Origin of the sequence: Candidatus Ornithobacterium hominis (assembly GCF_900538215.1) — a bacterium.
GTDB classification, from domain to species: Bacteria; Bacteroidota; Bacteroidia; order Flavobacteriales; family Weeksellaceae; genus Ornithobacterium; species Ornithobacterium hominis.
Genome location: NZ_UNSD01000005.1, coordinates 176,143 through 192,939 on the forward strand (window position 1 = coordinate 176,143; position 16,797 = coordinate 192,939).

Consider the following 16,797-nt stretch of genomic DNA (forward strand, 5'->3'; position numbering starts at 1 on the left):
TATTCAGAGAAAAATTAAAAAAATGGATATTAATAAATTTACAATAAAAGCGCAGGAACTGGTGCAAAAAGCACAGCAATTAGCGCAACAAAACGGCAACCAAGCCATCGAAGTCGGGCATTTGCTTAAAGCTATGCTAGATAGCGAGCAACAAATAGCTCAGTTTATTTTAAAAAAACAAGGTGTTAATTTAGATTATCTAAAAAGAGAAATTGACAAACTTTTAACGACTTATCCCAAAGTAAGCGGTGGGAATCTTCATCTCTCACAGCGTCTAAATCAAGTCCTAAACGATGCCTCAATAGAAGCTCAAAAAATGAATGATGAGTTCGTGAGTGTAGAGCATCTTATTCTTGCATTGTCTAATTCTAAGGATAAAGCTGCAGAGTTAATAAAATCACAAGATGTTAGCTATAAAAATACCCAAGAAGTCATCAAAGATTTAAGAAAAGGTGATCGCGTGACTTCACAATCGGCAGAAGACACTTACAATGCGCTGACTAAGTACGCAAAGAATTTAAACGAACTCGTCAATTCTGGGAAATTAGACCCCGTAATTGGCCGAGATGAAGAAATTCGAAGAGTTTTGCAAATATTATCCCGCCGCACCAAAAACAATCCGATTTTGATCGGTGAACCTGGCGTGGGGAAAACGGCTATTGCCGAAGGTTTAGCTCACCGAATCGTCAACGGTGACGTGCCCGAAAATTTGAAGGATAAAAAACTTTATTCACTCGACATGGGAAGTCTAATCGCTGGAGCAAAATACAAAGGCGAGTTTGAAGAACGACTGAAATCGGTAGTGAAAGAAGTTACAAATTCTGATGGGCAAATTATTCTCTTTATCGATGAGATTCATACCTTAGTCGGTGCTGGCGCTTCTGAAGGAGCAATGGATGCCGCTAATATTCTAAAACCTGCCTTGGCTCGGGGTGAATTACGCTCAATAGGGGCGACAACTTTGAATGAGTATCAGAAATATTTTGAAAAAGATAAAGCTTTAGAGCGTCGTTTCCAAAAAGTAATGGTAGAAGAACCTAATGAGGAAGATGCGATTTCTATTTTGCGAGGAATCAAAGAAAAATACGAAGTTCACCACAAAATCAGAATTAAAGATGAAGCCATCATAGCTGCTGTAGAGCTTTCCGAACGTTACATTACTGATCGTTTCTTGCCAGATAAAGCAATTGATTTAATCGACGAAGCTTCTTCTAAACTCCGAATGGAAATGAATTCTAAACCAGAAGAATTGGACGTTTTAGACCGAAAAATCATGCAACTCGAAATCGAAATTGAAGCAATAAAGAGAGAAAATGATGAAAGAAAACTAAGTCTACTACGCGAAGAATTAGCAGAATTAAATGAAAAACGAGCTAACCTCAGCGCTACTTGGCAATCTGAAAAAGATTTGGCTGAAAACATTCAAGAAGCTAGAAAAAAAATCGATGAACTAAAGATAGAAGCAGAACGTGCAGAGCGACAAGGTGACTATGGCCGTGTAGCCGAAATCCGCTACGGGAAAATCAAAGAAGAGGAAGAAAATTTAAAAGCCTTAGAAAATAATTTAGCCGAGCAAGGTACCAAATTAATCAAAGAAGAAGTTAACCGTGAAGACATTGCAGAAGTTGTTGCTCGGTGGACAGGAATTCCAGTGACAAAAATGATGCAGTCTGAACGAGACAAATTATTGCATTTGGAACAGGAATTACACAAAAGAGTCATTGGACAAGATGAAGCAATTTCAGCTGTTTCTGATGCCATTCGTAGAAACAGAGCTGGCTTGAGCGATGAGCGAAAACCCATTGGTTCGTTCTTATTCTTAGGTTCGACTGGTGTCGGCAAAACAGAATTAGCAAAAGCTTTAGCTTCATATTTATTTGATAACGAGGATAGTATGACTCGCATCGACATGAGTGAATACCAAGAGCGCCACGCCGTTTCTCGTTTGGTTGGTGCGCCTCCAGGCTACGTTGGCTATGACGAAGGTGGGCAGTTGACCGAGGCGGTACGCCGCAGACCTTATTCCGTCGTGTTATTAGATGAAATCGAGAAAGCGCACCCCGATGCTTTCAACATCTTATTGCAAGTCTTGGATGACGGAAGATTGACCGACAACAAAGGGCGTACGGTCAATTTCAAAAATACCATCATCATCATGACAAGCAATATTGGGTCACACATTATTCAAGAGAATTTTTCAGATTTAGAGAGTAAAGATGAAAATTCAGTTTTGGAAAGCACTAAGAATGACGTATTTGGTTTATTAAAACAAAGCTTTAAACCTGAATTTCTAAACCGAATTGACGAAACAATTTTATTTAAGCCTTTAAAAAAAGAAGAAATTCGAGAAATTGTAGAACTTCAATTACGAAGCTTGAGCCGATTATTGGCCAAACGTGAAATCACTTTAGATACAACCCAAGAAGCAATTGATTACTTAGCAAAGATTGGCTACGACCCACAGTTTGGTGCTAGACCCATAAAAAGAGCAATTCAGCAAGAAGTTTTAAACAATTTATCTAAAGAAATTCTTACTGGTAAAATTCATGATAATAGTGTCATTTTGATTGATTATTTTGAAGATAGCGGATTGGTTTTCCGCACCCAAGAGTAAATACTTTAACTGCTAGGCAGCCTCTCACGGACTGTTTTAACTAAAAAGTTATTTCTGAATTTTTTTTTGAGTCCTCCAAAGCTTAGGGGAAATTTTCGGAAATAACTTTCTCAATGATTAAAAATACTTTAATTAAATTTACACACTTTTGGGGTTAGTGTCTGTTTTTCCTATCAGCGGCTAAGGAGCAACTAGTTAATTTTAAGACTAGAATTAAACATAAAAAAGTTCATTGAATTTTGTTTTCATTAATCTTTTTTTATAACTAGGTATATAAATAGTTTTTACCAACTATTTTTTGACCATTAAATTCAAACTTTTCACATATCGTAAACGGTGAGAGTAACTTTTACTATCGGTATTGAAAATTCCGTTGGAATCAATCGGGTCGATACGAACTTTGCCATGGGCATGCAAAATTTTTCCTGGCTCTGTAATTAAACCTACATGTATAATTTGCCCTTCTTCATTGTCAAAAAAAGCTAAATTACCAGGTTGAGCTTCTTCAATGAAACACAGCACTTCACCAAATTCTGCTTGTTGGCTGGCATTACGAGGTAATTTAATGTTTTTAAATTTAAAAATTTCCTGTATTAGCCCAGAGCAATCGATACCAAAATTTGACTTCCCCCCCCAAAGGTATGGAACATTGAGGTAAGTTTTACCAATTTCTACTATATCTATATCAGGGTGTGCTTCTGCTTTTTCACCGAGATATTCGAAAGATAATTCTGGGATATTTTCCCAAATTGAAGCGCCCAGTGGTAGCGTTAACGGGCCGTTGGGCGTCAAGGCTAAGTTAAATAATTCAGTCGTGTAAGCTAAATTTTTGCTAAAAAAAGAATTTTCACTAATTTCTGTAATTTGCTTGGGGTCTACAAAACCTTCATATCCATCAAAATCCACTTTGATTCTCCACCACTTTTTAGATTTCTCAAGTATTTCCAGCTTTTCTCCAAACAGAAGTTGCGTTACCATCTCTGCTCTATCGCTGGATTCTGAACGCACGGGTGCTACACTGACATTACAAATTCCAAATATCATTTTTTTCTAATCAAACTTAAACCATCTCTTATTGGCAACATAACGACTTCTACCCGATGATCATTTTTTACCTTTTCATTAAATTCATGCAAAACAGCCGCGATTTTATCCTTTTCTGCTACTGAATTCAAGACTTTGCCTTTCCACAAAACATTATCGGCCAAAATGATACCGCCGCTACTCATTTTAGGAATCAATAATTCAAAATAATCGAGGTATTGTTTTTTATTAGCATCAAGAAATACTAAATCAAAATTTAAATTAGTTGACTCAATAAATGCTTGGGCATCTTGAAAGATAACTTCTATCTGATTTTTTTTTAAGCCTTTAGAAATATTTTCAAAAATTAAATCCTTTAAATCTAAATTTCTTTCGAGTGTATAGATTTTGCCGTCTTCAGGCAGTCCTTCAGCTAGGCATTGCGTAGCGTAAGCTGTGTATGTGCCTAATTCTAAAATGACTCGAGGCTGAAGCATTTGGCTTAGCATGCTAAGAATTCGACCTTGGTAAGCCCCAGAAATCATCTTTGCTTGTGGCATCTCTGCTTCTGCCGCATGACGTTGATTTCTCAGAAAATCAGGTTCACTGCTACTGTGTTGCTCTACATAGCGGCTTAAATCTGGCGGTAGAACGTCGTCTGCTTTTATCATAAAAACAAATTTAGTATTTTCATCAAAATAAATAAAATCAGTTGCTTATTTGGTTAAATGATTTAAATATGGTTTAAATACAATTTAAAAATAACAGAGATTGTAGCGATTCCCCACAAAGGAGACTTACCTGATGGAATCGGAAGAAAAAAGCGACGTGCCTGAGCAAACTTTTTGACTGATAGTGTGCCTCAAATGCTTTGTGAAATAAGGCTAAAAAAACTTTAATTTTTCATCACAGATGTTGTTTTTTCTTGATAAATTTTGTCTCGTTTAGCTGTAAATTTCACTACCCACAGGCTAAATTCATACAACAGTAGTAGCGGGATACTGGCGACAAACATACTCATCAAATCTGCTGGGGTGATAGCGGCGGCTAAAGTCATGATGACGACAACAGCATGTTTGCGGTATTTAATCATAAATTCTGGTGTAATCAAGCCTATTTTTGCCAAAAAATACACGATGATCGGGAGTAAAAATACCAAGCCCATAGCTAAAAGTGTTTGCACAAATGTGTTGATATAACTAATTAATTTCCAATTATTTTCTACCCCAAAAGGTTGAAAAAAATACATGAAATGAACTGAGAGTGGCATAATTAAAAAATAAGCGAACGCTACACCTGTAAGAAAAAATAAAATGGTGAATAGCATGATGAAATTGGAGTACTTCAATTCCTTCATTGTAAGCCCTGGCTTGAGGAATTGAAATAATTCATAGACGACATAAGGCAATGAAAGCACTAAGCCTCCTACTAAAATTACCCCAACAATGGCTGTAAATTGTCCGCCAAACTCTAAATTGGTTAATTTTTCTTGAACGTCAAATTCAGATTGAAATATATCACCTGCCCCGATCAGCTGCCCCAAGGCATTAAAAGCCCTGTAGGTAATGAAATCAGAGGAAAGTGGTGCCATAATCAAACGTTGAAAAAAGGGCCAAAAAATTCCCATAATAACTCCTCCGATAACGATACCAACCAAGGATTTTAAAATATGTTTTCGCAATTCCCCCACATGATCTAGAAACGCCATTTCATTAGGGTCTTTTTTATTTTTATTTTTCTGCATGAATTCCTTCTTGGGTTAGTCGGTGAAAATCTATTACACCATTGTATTCTCCATTTTTATCTAGCACCAAAAGTTGACCGATAGCATATTTATTAATTAATTCTAAAGCTCTTTTGGCTAAAGAATTTCCAGAAATAGTCTTAGGATTTTGGGTTGCGATATCCTTCGCTCTCAGGTGCTCAAATGAATCATGTTTCTCTAGCATTCTTCTCAAGTCACCATCGGTAATCACGCCTACAATTTCATTGTTTTTCAATACAGCAGTGATGCCATACCGACCTGAAGTTAAGGATTGAATAACTTCTTTTATCGTACTATCCCACTGCACATTAGGTTTTTGATTCTTTTCCATCAAATCTTCCACCGTGTACAGCAAATTTTTGCCCAATGAACCCCCAGGGTGGTATTGGCCAAAGTCTACTTCTGTGAATTGTTTTAACTTTTTTACTGCCATTGCTAATGCATCACAAATCACCAATTGTGCTGTGGTGCTGGAAGTCGGTGCTAAATTTAGCGGCCCGGCTTCTTTGGTAATTGGCGTACATAAAACTAAATCAGCATTTTGGCCGAGGAATGAATTTTCATCAGCCGTTATGGCAATACTTTTTGCCGATAAATTCTTCAGATACGGGAAAACATTTTTAATTTCTTTGGTATTTCCAGATTTTGATAGAATAATTACAACATCTTTTTTGTCTAAAAGTCCTAAATCGCCATGAATCGCTTCTGCTGCGTGCAAAAACTGGGCTCGTGTGCCAGTGCTATTGAGCGTTGCTACCATTTTTTGACCAATCGGCATATTTTTTCCTATACCGACCAAGACGACTTTTCCCGAAGTCTGGCAGATAGCGGATACAGCTGCTGCAAAAGAGACGGTGATATTGTTTTCTAAAATTTCAATTTCAGCTTTCTCCCGCCGAATAATTTCCCGACCAAATGCAATAATTTCTTTTGAATTCAAAGGTTTTTTTATTTTAAAGTTCATACTAATTCATTAAGTTATTGATATACAAAAAATTATAAGCATTTTTTCAATTTCAGGTAACGAATTAGTAACTCAACTTGCTTCTTTTGATTTCATTGATTTTCATCGGAACTCAATACGACAAAGGTACGATATATTTACTTTTTCACAAAATTCTTATAACATTGCCTCGCCCTGCACGGTGCAATGTAAGTTGATAGATATGTTTTTCTTACCAAAGGATTTTCTGCGATAGTTCCGTAATTTTGTAACAACTAATTTAAATATTTAAGCAATATGGAACAGTATTTCAGAAAAGTCTTTCAAGACATTTACAAAGAAGAGGAAAAGGTAACATTACATGTAGAAACCATTATCCCCGAAGCCTTAGAAATGATTCGCTATCTATCCAAAGTTTTAGAGGATGCAAGAGCATATATTCTTGAAAGAGGATTTAATGGACAAACAGGAGGAAATTCATTTCTTTAGAAACATAAAACCTCATATTTATGGAAAGTTGATGTACTACAATCGTATTTACAAAATGGAAATCATTCGTCCTACTACAAAAGGAAAAATTTATGAAGATTATTTCACTAAAGAAAAAAAAAGACTAAAAAGTAAGCACAATCATTTTTTGAAAACCAATGCGTTTTATACTTATTATTATTCAGGGAGAACGGATGAAGACCATAAATATTTTTTAAGGTCTTCTTTTCTTTTTCAAGAAGGGTTAGAAAATCATGCTTTTGATTTAGATCAACGATTTTCAACTTACTATGATTATTTAACGGCTCGTATAATTGGTAGAGAATTATTTTACGAATACCTTCACTTTCGTACAACCACGCAATTTGATAAAATAGCCAATGAAAACCATCGCTCAATTCATTGGGCAGAAAGTAAAGCTGCTGTAGTCGAGCTTATCTATGCACTACATGCTGCAAAAGCCATATCAGGTGGGCAAATTAGTCTGAATAAAATTGCCGTAACTTTTCAGGCTTTATTTAAGATTGAATTACAAGATATTCATCATACTTTCCACCGTATGAAAAGTCGTTCAGGTTCAAGAACCTTATTTTTGAATCAATTAGTCAATTCCTTAGAAACTTATATGGATAAAAATGTTTAAGAAATGACCAGCCTGCTAAGAGGCTGAATCAACTTTACCTATAATTACCCATTGGCAAAACTTGGCGTTATCATCGCCTGAGTCTTCTGAACTTTGTCCCCAGATAAACGATAAAATTAGAAGAAATGAAATTAATCACTATTGAAGAGAACCAATGGCTACAATTACGCCAAGAAATCCAATTTATAAAAGCGTACCCAAAACAATAGTCGCACGAAAAACAAAGACTAAATATTCTCAACAGGCTTAGATACTTAACACAAAACCTTATAGAATGTTGAAAATATCTAGTCTCTAGTCTCCAAATCGTTTTAAGACACAAAATTTAATAACGCTTAATGGCGTATAAATAGTTTTCACTCCGTACTAAATTTTCTCTTCTACCTAGACTTACTAACCGACCCTTTACCTTGTTAGAAAAATTTTCCATATAATCATACAAAGCATGCAAGTAAATGGTTTTAGTTTCTGTTAGAGTAATTAGAAAAGTGCCATAAAGAGGTGTATGACGACCTGTAAAAGTTAATTCTACTGAGTTATATATAGAAGAAGCGTTATCAACTGGAACAATGTGTTGGGAATTAATAAAATCTTGTGGCTCTTTAGTATCAAAAAACCTTGTTCTTACCCATACAGAAGGTTGTTTTACTACACTGATTTTTTCTCCACTCGGGGTATCAACTTGCTCTACTAAAGCATCTTCTCTGTACTTGACAAATAAAGATCCGTAATAAATAACCCATTTGCCGGGTGGTAGTGTAATGGACTGCCCCATATAGCGAGTTAAGTTAGGTTTTCCTTCAGCAAGATGTTGTTTATAATCATGGAAGGTTCTTATACGATTTGGAAAAGGTGCTTCTGTTGTTACTGCGTTGCCTTGCACTAATTGTGTGGTTCCCAGTACGGTAGGGTCAATTCGGGGTACATAGCCCAGATTTCCATTTGCATCTGCCACTATAGAGCGAGTATATTCTGTATCACTTACATTGCCTTTGAGTTCGCGTACTCTTGCTGTTCCGTTGATGTCCAAGGTTGCGGTAGGATTATCAGTACGGATTCCCAATCCACCGGCATTACTCACCGTGATTAGCGGATCATTATCACTATTTTTAATTTTGAGTGCACTGGTACTGGCACTATTTTCTTTGGATACCACCTCCAAAGTCGCTTGCGGTGTATCTGTGTTAATCCCTACCTGTGCAAAGACAGATATGCCAAATGTGAGGGATAAAATAGTTAATTGTTTTTTCATAATGGTAACATTTTAAATGGATTAAACTTTTGAATTGCTTTGTTCTTTTTTATCGCAATCCCTTGATTTTTAAAATGTCATCCTAAGGTATCCGTTGGGTATGGGCATAAAAAAAGGTGTGGATGACTTTTTTGTAGTATACCAAACCTAGGTATCCCCATACCCGAACTATCAATACACCAAGTCCCACACCCGATAGGGTGTAGTTCCTGTATGTTTCTGATAGTTCTTAAAATTGGGGAATTTCAGGTTTTAGAAATCATACAATTACACTATTTTTATGTTATGTTGCCCGTTGGCGCTATGTCATAAGTCTTTGTTTTTTCGTGGTTTAACTTAAATGAAAATAGTCATAGCTATTTGGGGTCAAAGATACTAAAATTGTTGTTTTTGAGGAAATGTTTTTCAGGATTTTTTTAAGGCTTGGATGTTTTAGGAAATTTAACATCTGGTGGTCATTGATGGTATTGCTGATTTAATAAGTTCCGCCAATAATGAAAGCGAAAGTCTTGAAATGATAGAGGAATTGTACGCATTGGCGGGGCATTACCAAACCTGTATGGTATGTGTATTACATTTAACGCCAAGAGGATTAAAACTTCGGGGGCATTTAGGTTAGAATAACAACTACCGATACTAATAACCATCTTTTGGTAAAAAAAAATTGTGAAAAATTTCAGTTATCAATATTCATTACTGAACGTTTAGTTCTATAACCAAATGCATAATTTATTTCTTTTGGCGGATATAGATATAATAATAAAGGGATTACAACTATGAGTATGAGAATAAATCAAATACTAAAATTGAAATTACTTCTTTTGACATTTTTAAATATATTTTTTAGGTTAATTAAGTTTAATTCATTTGGTAATAAAAGTACTAATGCAGCTGACATTGCAAAGAAAAAACTCACTAAACCGTGTGTTATCAAAATAGTAAAATGGAATAAGAGACCAAATATAAATAAAAATATTTTGGTTAAGATATTTTTATTTTTTAATTGATTAATCTTACTTTTTTTGCTTTGATAATTCTTCTATTAAATGATACTCAACAGACTTTACGTCTTGAGGTGCATTTGCTAAATGCTTTTCTTTAATCAATAACAAATATTCAAAGCCTCTTTCATAAGTAAATCCTCGAATTTCATCTAAGAAAAGATAGTCTGTTTTATCGTTTTTCTTTTTTACAATCATAGCCTCTCTTTCTCCAGTAAAATTAGGAGAACAACACTTGATTAAAGTTGTTTCTGATAGAACGGTTACTTCAACCTCTTTGTAATAATCCTCTTCCTTATTGTAATTAAAACATCCAATAGAAAAGCAAACCATAAATAAAAAAAACATTGTTTTAAAATACTTCATATCATCAAGAATATAATCGGAATGTAGGAAAATATATTGGATTATACAAATTATTATAGTTTTTTTTTTCATTAACACTCTATTTTTTGAAATTCTTTTAAGATACTATGTGATAAACAAATGTTTAAATATCTTCAGTACTTATCTGTTCCAAAAAAGGACAAACAAAGCCAAAAAAAGACAGGTAGTATAAAAGATAAAAACAAGGTTATAGTTTCGTTGTCGGATATAAAAATAATAGAAGTATGAGAAAGAAGAGAAACCCTATCAACGAAAGCGAGTTAATGGAACTAATGGCAGGAAAAAAAGAATTATCTCCTGTAAAAGAATCAAGTTCACCAAAACCAATGAACGAGAAACCTATGAGGATTTATTTTTTCAGAAGGGTGAAACTTCGGCACGAGATGGAAAGTCGGTATATATCCGTCCTGAATTTCATCGCAGGATTGTACAGATTGTGCAGGTAATTGGAACTCCTGCTACTAGAGCGGCAACAATAGAAACTTTGTTGAAACGAAACTATATCAAACGCCAAAAGAAAAGTATAGTTCCAACTGAAAAGGGATTGAAAGTTTTTGAATGGGTCAAAGACCGAAAAATCGCCGATGTAGCATTAACGGGCGAATGGGAAGCCTCTCTCAATGAAATTGAGGAAGGGCAACTCCCTCCAAAAGAATTCTTACAAGCGATAAAAGATTATACCCAAAAAATTACGGAAGATTTTTTAGCGATGGAAATCGAAGGGATTGCTTCACCAACATTGGTTTGTCCTGTCTGTAAAAAGCAAAGCGTTCGCCTATATGAGAAAGTTGCTAAATGTATGGAAGATGATTGCGAATGGTTATTCTTTAGAAATGTCTGCGGAAAACAGGTAAGTGATCAAGCGGTAATGGCATTATTAGAAAATGGAAAAACAACGCTTTTAAAAGGATTAAAAAACAAAGCAGGAAAAAGTTTTGATGCTTATTTAGCACTACAAGAAGATGGTTCTACCTCATTTGAGTTTCCACCTCGCTCTAAAAATAAAAAAGGAAAATGAAAATAATCAAAGCATAACAGGTTTAAACAATAAGTATTTGACGGCGAAAAATGCCGTTAATGGATAAACATCTAAACTTATTTTCTTTGAAATGTTTGCGTTAATACTCAAAAAGTGAGTATATTTGCAAATAAATCAAATTAAAAGGAATGTTTATTACGAAAACAACGATTAAGGACTGGGTAGAAGAATTACCTAAAAAGGGGATTATGACTTTTAGTATTGAACAAGTACGAAATCAATTTACAAATTTAAAAGAACAAAGTATTTCCAATGCTTTGCACCGATTAAGTTGTAAAGGAAAAATTTTATCTATTTGGAAAGGATTTTATGTAATTATTCCTGTTGAATATGCTTTGAGCAAACAAGTGCCGCCCTATCTATATATAGATGAACTAATGAATTATCTGGAAAGGAATTATTATATCGGCTTATTAAGTGCTGCCAGCTTTTATGGAGCTGCACATCAACGCCCACAAACTTTTTCTGTACTTACTGAATTACCGCCTTTAAGAACAACCTTAAAGAATAATGTACAGATTGTTTTTCCAGTTAAGCGTTTCATCACCGAGGAATTATGGACATTACATAAAACGCAAAACGGTTATGTAAAAGTATCCACTCCTGAAGTTACCGCCTTGGACCTACTTATCTATGAGAATGAAATAGGTGGTTTGAATAGAGCGACTGAAGTCATACAGGAACTTTGTGCTGAAATGGATTTTAAGAGAATGCCTAATACGCTAATATCTCAGTTTCCGATAGCAAGTATCCAGCGTTTAGGTTATGTACTTTCTATTTTAGAAGAAAAAGAGTTGGAGAAAATACTATGGAAGAAATCCCAAGAAATTGGACTAAACTTTTGGAAAACACCTCTAAAAACAGGTAAAGAAATATCTGATACAGATGATTATCATCCCGTTTGGAAAATAATAATAAATGAACAAATATACATTGACGAATGATACCTAAAAATGCAATTACTTATTGGCGTTCCATTGTTCCGTGGCAGACACCTGAATAAGTAGAACAAGATTTAATTATCTGCAAAGCTCTGGTAGAAATTTATAAAGATGCTTTTCTATCAAAACATTTGGCTTTTCGGGGAGGAACTGCCTTGCATAAGTTATATTTATCGCCACAACCTCGCTACTCGGAAGATATTGACTTAGTTCAAATCAAAGCCGAACCTATTAAAGAAACTATCGACCGACTTCGAGAAGTCCTGTCCTTTTTAGGAGAACCTTATGTTCGTCAGAAAAGAAATAACAATGTACTAATTTTTAAAGTAGCCTCAGAGATTCCTCCTGTGGTTCCCATTCGATTAAAAATAGAAATCTTATATAAATGTTTGACCAAAACTCATCTTGTGTTGAAAAAATAATTCAAATCTATCATCAATATATGAATTTTTCAGAAGGACAAAGTCCTACTCAAAAACAATTTTTAAGAAATTTAGAACTGAAATTAGAGGATAGTGAATTTTTAGGGGATACAGCTTTATTACTACACCCTACTGAGAGTTACGACTACCAAATAGCCTATGAAAAGGTACGAACTGAACTCATTGAAAAAATATAATTAATCATCAATAATAAATATAAAAATTATGGCAACACAAGAAAAAGAAATTTCGTATTACGAATTAAGATTAAAAGAATTATTAAATACCAGTTTTCCTAATCTGGCATCTGATGAGGAATTTATCCAAGCAAGGGGTGATTTAGCAGCACAGGCATATCAAAATGCGTTTGAAGCGGGAAATGATGTGTTAGAATGTCGTCGAATCGCAAATGAAGTCTTATTTGAAGGCTTGTACTTTTCACCATTTGGAATCGAGTAGTAAGCAATGAGTTTGATAGAGAAATACCCGACAATGAATTACGCTCATTTGCTTTAAAAATATTTCCGTACTGTGTAGAAGTTTTTGAAGACTACAACATACACAAAGATTTTGAGGACAGTCCCGAATACGATCAACTTTACACAGAATTGACAGGACAAATCAAATATGGATTGAGGAAAATGGCGTTCAATAAGAAACTACATTTAGAGAATAATATTAAAGCATTGCAAGTCGCTTTTGAGCTAGACCTCGAAAAGCGACTTGCTACTAATGCTGAAAAAGAAATCTTAAAACAATATTCAGGTTTTGGGGGACTAAAGTTTATCCTAAATCCTGCCAATGATTATAGAGATATTCAGAGTTGGACAAAATCCAACCAAATGTATTTTGAAGCTACTTAAAGAATCTTTTTTAATAGTTTTTTTACATTATCAAAAGTATCTAAAGACTCTATATCATCTTTTTTCACCCATTTAGTATTGGGCTGTAAATTAAAATCTTCAATATTTTTTGGTTTGAGTTTATAAATAAAATCTATATGGTAATGAAAATTATTGGGTTCTTTTATAGGTTCTTTTAAAATACAAAAAGGTAAATTTTCTTCTACTACATTGTTATCAGAAAGCGCTCCTACTCTATTATCAAATACCTCTGTATCTAAGTTAACCTCTTCTTTACATTCTCTTATTACAGCTTCTTCCATAGTTTCGTTGTCTTCAATATGACCTCCAGGAAACAGCCAAGCATTTAACTTACTGTGCCATATCATAAGAACGGCATTTTTATCAATTATTATTCCTGATGCTACAAAATCAATTTTATCTTTTTTCATAATGAAATCTCTTCTAAAAATATTTTTATATATAGTCTCGTAAACTCCGTTCTTTCTTTTGCTATTTTCTTAGCGGTTTCGGTATAGAATTCGTTTTCTAACTTAAATAATTTTTCATAGAAATGATGTAATACAGAATGTGTTTTCTTTGCTTGGTAAAAAGTATCATCTTTTAAAGGGAATTGAGGGTTATATATAGGTTCTTCTATCCACTGACCAAAAGAAAACGCTCTTGCTATACCAATCGCACCTAATGCCTCCAAACTATCCGCATCAAACAAAATTTTAGCTTTTATATCAATCTTACTCTTATTTTGTTTATCATCAGAAAAAGAGTATTTATCTGTTGCTGAAACTAAGCTAATAACCTCATTCCTATAATTTTTATACTCACTATTTTTCTGAAAAAAGTTATACAGTAATTCTTCAGATTCCTCAACTTTTTTCAGTTTACTGTCATTCCCAGAAGAAAGCCTATGAAAATCATGAAGATAAGAGGATAATATCAATACTGGCTCATCTTTTTTGTGATTTTCTTTTTCGTTTAAAAACAAGCAATTATTGCAAACTCTATCTAAATGAAAAATATCATGAGCAATATCAATTTCATAATTTGAAATGAAATCAAACACCTGTTGCCTTATTCTTTCTTTCATTTTTAACCCGTAGTGCATTATCGAATGAGATTAATTTTTAAATTGTTAATGTTACTATGAAAGACAAATTTATTGAGATATTGAATAGTAGTCAAGGAGGTAATTTTTGCCAATATTCTTGTTTTGAATCCTTCAAAAGATTTGGCATAATTACGCCGTATCATAAATTGGTCACACAACTGCGAGAATAAAGTTTCTATACGTTTTCTACACTTTCTGAATGGATAGAACTGAGGTTTGTAATCTTTTTGATTTTTTCTTTTAGGGGTTTCTAACTGGATTTTTACCTCATTGAACAAGTCAAGCTGAACCGTTTGAGAAAGATAGCCCCTGTCTCCAAGTAACACGCAATCAGAAATTTGAAGTTTTATGTCTTTCAAATAATGAATGTCGTGAACGGAGGCGGGAGATAAGTCAAAACTTTGGAACACACCAGCAATAGAACAGATCGCATGTAGCTTGTAACCATAAAAGTGTAGATTTTGAGAAGCACAAAAACCTTTATTTGGCATTGAAAAGCTATTTTCTTTACAGATTTTGCTTCTGGAAGAGCGGGATAATTTACACACTTCTAAAGGCATGCTGTCCACCAAAAAATAGTTTTCAAAATCATTGAACTTTTTCACCATTTTTCACCTAATTTCTTCAAGAAAAGGGAAGAGTTTTCGTTTTCTTCTGTTGTAAACACTCCTTTCAATTTTAGATTCAATAGCCCAACCTTTTATCTCTCTAAAAAGCTGGTACTCAGAGTCGATAGATTTAAATTCTGCTAAAATAATTAAGCTTATCAACTCTATATCAGATAATTTTGGTTTCACTGGTTTAAAATAGAAATTTTCAGTTCCTGAAATTTCTATTAGTTTATTCAAAATAAAATTGTAACTTGCCTCTAGGTTGCTCATAATTGTATTTGATTGGTAACCAATGCAATTTACTTTTCTTTAGGCTCATGGGCAACCTTTTTTATAATGCACTACGGGTTTATCTAAAATTTTCAAATAATTCTGGATAATTCTTTTTTGAAATACAATTTATTTGATTTTCGATATCCAAGTTTATATATTTATGTAAATCATACTTATCAAATAAAGACTCTATTTTTTTACAAGATTCATAATCTTTTTGTGATACTTCGTATAAATTGCCATTTGCTCCAAAAATAGAAAATTCTATTCTTGTATCTTTAATAGAAACCCAACATTTATTATTCTCAATCAAATTGTATCCTGAACCCTCAACTCCTATTTTTTTCAAAATAGAAGAAACTTGATCGTCTGAATTAAATTTTAATTCACAAACAAAAGCATCTCCATCATTCGCATGACCACCAATTGCTCTTATAAAATAGAAGTACTTTATATTAATTATCCAATTTATTAAATTGATTGGTTGGGTATTTTGGAAAATCCAAAGTCTTGAAAGTTTATTATTCATAAGTTTGATATTTGTCCAATTAAAAAACGAATTTTTTCATCTAAATTTTGCCCATTAAGTTCACTATACCTAATCCTTTTCTCAAATATATTATCATTATTTTCAAATAATTTGTAAATAATAATTGAGTCATTATTATTAAATTCAAATTCTAGCCAAAAGTTAATCCAAAATATTATTTTAATTTTTGATTGCTCTCTGTTAAACAATTCTATTATTATAAAATCATCTTCATTTCTGCCATTTTCAAAATAAATAGACATAATAGAAAAACCTATTTGTTCTAATAAATTTTGAGAGTTTTTAAATGCAGATTCCAAATCAAGAATTAGCTTTTTCTTTTTCTTATTATATTCCTTATTGTATTCCATTACTTACTTTTAAAAATCTCTATTTTCTCCATATCATAAAAAGCACTTGCGTCAGGTACATTTTGCCTATCAAAACTATTAATGAACTGCCCTGGGTTATCTCCTAAATCATAAATATTATACCCCTGTTCTTTTATCCATTTAACCCATCTCTCATTTTCTTTATACCATAGTGTTGACTTTAATTTATTATAAGGAATAATTCCATTCGGATATTGGCTTTTTATTCTATCAAAATCAGCGTAAATTTCTGATAAATTATTATACCCTTTCCCTCCAAATGCAGAGTTGGGTTCAAATATTTCAATCTCTTTTCCTAATTTTTTCAAATCATTTGCTATTTGTCGAACATATGGCATCTTCCTACCAATAATTGCAATTTTTTCATTATTCCCGGTCAAAATCCTTACTACTGGAACACCATTAATCTTAATAGTTGTTATAATATTTTCTCCTTTTCCCCAAGCTAACCTTGCTGATTTTAATAATGATACCTTCTCAAATATCCTCTTAGCATCGCCTT

At 33.5% G+C, this 16,797-nt stretch carries 20 protein-coding genes and 3 pseudogenes; 11 read left to right on the top strand and 12 right to left on the bottom strand.

Going from position 1 to position 16,797, the window contains the following annotated elements:
• The first annotated feature begins 22 nt into the window (after window positions 1–22).
• Window positions 23–2,614 carry an ATP-dependent chaperone ClpB gene (gene clpB, locus D5J18_RS05885; RefSeq protein ID WP_119058089.1) on the top strand — a complete coding sequence of 864 codons (2,592 nt, stop codon included), beginning with the start codon at window positions 23–25 and terminating at the stop codon, window positions 2,612–2,614.
• A gap of 291 nt (window positions 2,615–2,905) precedes the next feature.
• On the opposite strand, the gene D5J18_RS05890 is transcribed toward clpB, so the two are convergent.
• The 4 genes from D5J18_RS05890 to D5J18_RS05905 all read right to left on the bottom strand — a co-directional run bounded on the left by D5J18_RS05890 (window position 2,906) and on the right by D5J18_RS05905 (window position 6,342).
• Window positions 2,906–3,658: a C40 family peptidase gene (locus D5J18_RS05890; RefSeq protein WP_119058090.1), complete on the bottom strand. Its 753-nt coding sequence runs from the start codon at window positions 3,656–3,658 to the stop codon at window positions 2,906–2,908.
• Window positions 3,655–4,308, bottom strand: a complete 654-nt coding sequence (locus D5J18_RS05895) for an O-methyltransferase (RefSeq protein WP_119058091.1) — start codon at window positions 4,306–4,308, stop codon at window positions 3,655–3,657. Before D5J18_RS05895 ends, D5J18_RS05890 begins: the two co-directional genes overlap by 4 nt.
• 224 nt (window positions 4,309–4,532) lie before the next feature.
• Window positions 4,533–5,381, bottom strand: a complete 849-nt coding sequence (tatC, locus tag D5J18_RS05900; RefSeq protein WP_119058092.1) for a twin-arginine translocase subunit TatC — start codon at window positions 5,379–5,381, stop codon at window positions 4,533–4,535.
• Window positions 5,368–6,342, bottom strand: coding sequence for a KpsF/GutQ family sugar-phosphate isomerase (locus D5J18_RS05905; protein ID WP_260377554.1), 975 nt, complete (start codon window positions 6,340–6,342; stop codon window positions 5,368–5,370). The genes tatC and D5J18_RS05905 overlap by 14 nt, the downstream gene beginning before the upstream one ends.
• A 300-nt stretch (window positions 6,343–6,642) precedes the next feature.
• Between D5J18_RS05905 and D5J18_RS08745 the strand changes: the two genes are divergently transcribed.
• Both D5J18_RS08745 and D5J18_RS05910 read left to right on the top strand, forming a co-directional pair.
• Entirely contained in the window at window positions 6,643–6,834 is a 192-nt protein-coding gene (locus D5J18_RS08745; protein ID WP_133298111.1) for a hypothetical protein, read from the top strand.
• Complete coding sequence (locus D5J18_RS05910) at window positions 6,803–7,477, top strand: RteC domain-containing protein (RefSeq protein WP_165844969.1); 675 nt, start codon at window positions 6,803–6,805, stop codon at window positions 7,475–7,477. The genes D5J18_RS08745 and D5J18_RS05910 overlap by 32 nt, the downstream gene beginning before the upstream one ends.
• 325 nt (window positions 7,478–7,802) lie before the next feature.
• Here the strand turns inward: D5J18_RS05910 and D5J18_RS05915 are convergent, their stop codons facing one another.
• Window positions 7,803–8,729 (bottom strand): hypothetical protein, encoded by a 927-nt coding sequence (locus D5J18_RS05915; protein ID WP_119058095.1) that lies wholly within the window; start codon window positions 8,727–8,729, stop codon window positions 7,803–7,805.
• Window positions 8,730–9,180: 451 nt separating this feature from the next.
• On the opposite strand from D5J18_RS05915, the gene D5J18_RS05920 reads away from it, so the two are divergent.
• Window positions 9,181–9,348 (top strand): hypothetical protein, encoded by a 168-nt coding sequence (locus tag D5J18_RS05920; RefSeq protein ID WP_185124701.1) that lies wholly within the window; start codon window positions 9,181–9,183, stop codon window positions 9,346–9,348.
• A 394-nt stretch (window positions 9,349–9,742) separates the two neighbouring features.
• Here D5J18_RS05920 and D5J18_RS05925 read toward each other — a convergent pair whose 3' ends face one another.
• Window positions 9,743–10,168 carry a DUF4377 domain-containing protein gene (locus D5J18_RS05925; protein ID WP_119058096.1) on the bottom strand — a complete coding sequence of 142 codons (426 nt, stop codon included), beginning with the start codon at window positions 10,166–10,168 and terminating at the stop codon, window positions 9,743–9,745.
• A gap of 256 nt (window positions 10,169–10,424) precedes the next feature.
• Between D5J18_RS05925 and D5J18_RS08955 the strand changes: the two are divergent.
• The 7 genes and pseudogenes from D5J18_RS08955 to D5J18_RS05955 all read left to right on the top strand — a co-directional run.
• Window positions 10,425–10,550 (top strand): annotated as a pseudogene (locus D5J18_RS08955) (DUF3408 domain-containing protein); the annotation flags it as partial.
• 3 nt (window positions 10,551–10,553) lie between these two features.
• The gene (locus tag D5J18_RS05935; RefSeq protein WP_119058098.1) at window positions 10,554–11,135 is read left to right on the top strand and encodes a DNA topoisomerase; all 582 of its coding nucleotides are present in this window, start codon (window positions 10,554–10,556) and stop codon (window positions 11,133–11,135) included.
• A 149-nt stretch (window positions 11,136–11,284) separates the two neighbouring features.
• Complete coding sequence (locus D5J18_RS05940; protein WP_119058099.1) at window positions 11,285–12,100, top strand: type IV toxin-antitoxin system AbiEi family antitoxin domain-containing protein; 816 nt, start codon at window positions 11,285–11,287, stop codon at window positions 12,098–12,100.
• Window positions 12,101–12,228: 128 nt separating this feature from the next.
• On the top strand, window positions 12,229–12,519 hold the full coding sequence (locus D5J18_RS08900) for a nucleotidyl transferase AbiEii/AbiGii toxin family protein (RefSeq protein ID WP_260377555.1): 291 nt from the start codon (window positions 12,229–12,231) through the stop codon (window positions 12,517–12,519).
• A 20-nt stretch (window positions 12,520–12,539) separates the two neighbouring features.
• On the top strand, window positions 12,540–12,716 hold the full coding sequence (locus tag D5J18_RS08905) for a hypothetical protein (RefSeq protein ID WP_260377556.1): 177 nt from the start codon (window positions 12,540–12,542) through the stop codon (window positions 12,714–12,716).
• 28 nt (window positions 12,717–12,744) lie between these two features.
• Window positions 12,745–13,091: pseudogene (locus tag D5J18_RS05950) on the top strand (DUF1896 family protein); the annotation flags it as partial.
• A 36-nt stretch (window positions 13,092–13,127) separates the two neighbouring features.
• Complete coding sequence (locus D5J18_RS05955) at window positions 13,128–13,382, top strand: hypothetical protein (RefSeq protein ID WP_375730849.1); 255 nt, start codon at window positions 13,128–13,130, stop codon at window positions 13,380–13,382.
• Here the strand turns inward: D5J18_RS05955 and D5J18_RS05960 are convergent.
• The 6 genes and pseudogenes from D5J18_RS05960 to D5J18_RS05985 form a co-directional block, all read right to left on the bottom strand.
• Window positions 13,379–13,813, bottom strand: a complete 435-nt coding sequence (locus tag D5J18_RS05960; protein WP_119058101.1) for an NUDIX hydrolase — start codon at window positions 13,811–13,813, stop codon at window positions 13,379–13,381. The genes D5J18_RS05955 and D5J18_RS05960 overlap by 4 nt on opposite strands.
• Entirely contained in the window at window positions 13,810–14,469 is a 660-nt protein-coding gene (locus tag D5J18_RS05965; protein WP_133298113.1) for an HD domain-containing protein, read from the bottom strand. The genes D5J18_RS05960 and D5J18_RS05965 overlap by 4 nt, the downstream gene beginning before the upstream one ends.
• 17 nt (window positions 14,470–14,486) lie before the next feature.
• Window positions 14,487–15,371, bottom strand: a pseudogene (locus tag D5J18_RS05970) (IS982 family transposase).
• Window positions 15,372–15,450: 79 nt separating this feature from the next.
• Complete coding sequence (locus tag D5J18_RS05975; RefSeq protein ID WP_119058103.1) at window positions 15,451–15,903, bottom strand: hypothetical protein; 453 nt, start codon at window positions 15,901–15,903, stop codon at window positions 15,451–15,453.
• Complete coding sequence (locus tag D5J18_RS05980; protein ID WP_119058104.1) at window positions 15,900–16,274, bottom strand: hypothetical protein; 375 nt, start codon at window positions 16,272–16,274, stop codon at window positions 15,900–15,902. The genes D5J18_RS05975 and D5J18_RS05980 overlap by 4 nt, the downstream gene beginning before the upstream one ends.
• The gene (locus D5J18_RS05985) at window positions 16,274–16,675 is read right to left on the bottom strand and encodes a hypothetical protein (protein ID WP_119058105.1); all 402 of its coding nucleotides are present in this window, start codon (window positions 16,673–16,675) and stop codon (window positions 16,274–16,276) included. The genes D5J18_RS05980 and D5J18_RS05985 overlap by 1 nt, the downstream gene beginning before the upstream one ends.
• Window positions 16,676–16,797 lie beyond the last annotated feature (122 nt).